Raw genomic sequence first — 1,973 nt, 5'->3', positions numbered from 1 at the left:
AGATGGCAAGGCGAAAATCTATGGCAAGCAAGACGATGAGTCATGGGTAGAAAAAACCATTATTTCCCATGATAGCCCTGTCAAGTCTGCCACCCTCAGCGCCGATGGTCGCTATTTATTGACTGTCTGTATGGGAGGCAGCATGGCGAGAATCTGTGGCATGCAGGACGATGGATCATGGGTGAAAAAAGTCACGATTTCCCATGATAGTCCTGTCAAGTCAGCCACCTTCAGCACCGATGGCCGCCATGTGGTGACCACCAGCTTCGTTCGGGCGAAAATCCATGGCCTGGAGGCCGATGGATCATGGGAAGAAAAAGCCATCATTACCCACGAGGGTTCAGTCTTATCAGCGACATTCAGCGCCGATAACCGCCATTTAGTGACCGCCAGTAACGATGGCAAGGCGATAATCTGCGGCAAGAAGGACGACGGATCATGGGAAGAAACAACCACTATTTCCCATGGTGATCGGGTCTACTCAGCCACCTTTAGCCCCGATAGCCGCTGTGTGATCACCCGCAGTGAAGATAAAAAATCGAAAATCTATGGCCATAAGAACGATGGATCGTGGGAAAAAAAAACGACCATTTCCTATTATTTGGAGAGCATTAAATCCGTCACCTTTAGTGCCGATAGCCGCCATGTGATCATCCACAGTGGAGATAATAAGTTGAAAATCTATGGCCAGATGGACAATGGATCCTGGAAAAAAAAAGCGACCATTTCCCATGTTTCTGGTTTCAAATCAGCAGCCTTTAGCCTCGATGGCCGTCATATAGTCACAACCAGAAACGATAAAACGGCGAAAATTTATGGCCAGTTAAGCGATGGATCATGGAAAGAAAAAGCCACCATTTCCCATCGCAGTAGAATCAGGTCAGCCACCTTCAGAGCCGGTGGCCATGTGTTGACCATCCACGACGATAACAGTGGAATCAGGTCAGCCATCTTCAGTGCCGATGGCCATGTGTTGACCATCCACGACAATAATACGGTGAAAATCACTGAACTAAGGATGGATGACTGATTATTTGCTGTCACTCGTTAGCCCGGCCCCACATTAACCCGGCAAACCGTTTGCCCTCTCCGGGCAAGTCACCTAAAGCGCCGTTACCTGATTGGGCAAAAATATCCTGAGCCAGTTGCCTTTCTGCCGGATTGTCGCTTGTGCTCAAAATTTGAATATCCCTGCTCACCAAAGTGAAATAATAACGATTGAAAAACAAACTATGAATTTAATAAGAAACCTTTCCTGCTTTGGTGGTTCACTCCCATCAACACCGGATCAAGCTCGATCAGAAAGAACCAGTGGTACCGCTATGGGCAGGAACGTCATTGTGCGTGACAAGAAAGAGCTTTCATTATTGCTCGATTTACCACTGGAAATACAATCCAAAATTTATTCCTATTTGCAGGCTCATGATATTACCCGTTTAACACGGGTAAATTCATACATGAACAGTACAATCAAAAACGATACTTCAATAGCAAGGGCCTGGTATCGCCAATTTCCTTCATCACAGCAGGCTCTGATGGAGACAATCGTCACTGCAAAAGATAAAGATCAACTCGAGGATTGGTTGAGGCGCTTTACAAAGGATGAGGCATTAATCAAGTCAATCATGGATTGCCAAACGAGTGTTTATTTTCCTGCGCTGTTCTTTTCCTCTATCACTAAACTGATGTCTGAATGTAAAACATTTAAATTGGAGACAAAAGCCACTCTCCCCATCTTTGCTACACGGAACTTGCACACCACTGCTACAAAGAAATTGGCAAGCTTCGGCCTCGATAGTCGCCATATTTTGATCGTCAGTGACAATAAAACGTTGAAAATCTATTGCTGTGAATCATGGACAGTAAAAGCCACTATTTCCCATGATAACAGTATCAATGAGGCCACCTTCAGTGCCAGTGGCCGCCATGTGGTGACCGCAAGTAACGATAAAACCGCAAAAATTTATGCTCTG

At 45.7% G+C, this 1,973-nt stretch carries 3 protein-coding genes; 2 read left to right on the top strand and 1 reads right to left on the bottom strand.

Going from position 1 to position 1,973, the window contains the following annotated elements; genetic code table 11:
* Positions 1–1,030 (top strand): WD40 repeat domain-containing protein (locus KDK18_RS08195; protein WP_257254417.1); only part of this gene is annotated, 1,030 nt, incomplete at its 5' end.
* A gap of 10 nt (positions 1,031–1,040) precedes the next feature.
* On the opposite strand, the gene KDK18_RS08190 is transcribed toward KDK18_RS08195, so the two are convergent.
* Complete coding sequence (locus KDK18_RS08190; RefSeq protein WP_257254416.1) at positions 1,041–1,178, bottom strand: hypothetical protein; 138 nt, start codon at positions 1,176–1,178, stop codon at positions 1,041–1,043.
* 54 nt (positions 1,179–1,232) lie between these two features.
* On the opposite strand from KDK18_RS08190, the gene KDK18_RS08185 reads away from it, so the two are divergent.
* Positions 1,233–1,973 (top strand): WD40 repeat domain-containing protein (locus KDK18_RS08185; protein WP_257254415.1); only part of this gene is annotated, 741 nt, incomplete at its 3' end.

Source organism: Endozoicomonas sp. SESOKO3 (assembly GCF_024606255.1).
The sequence above is the reverse complement of the archived record's forward strand: the minus strand, read 5'-3'. Positions and strand labels throughout refer to the sequence as shown.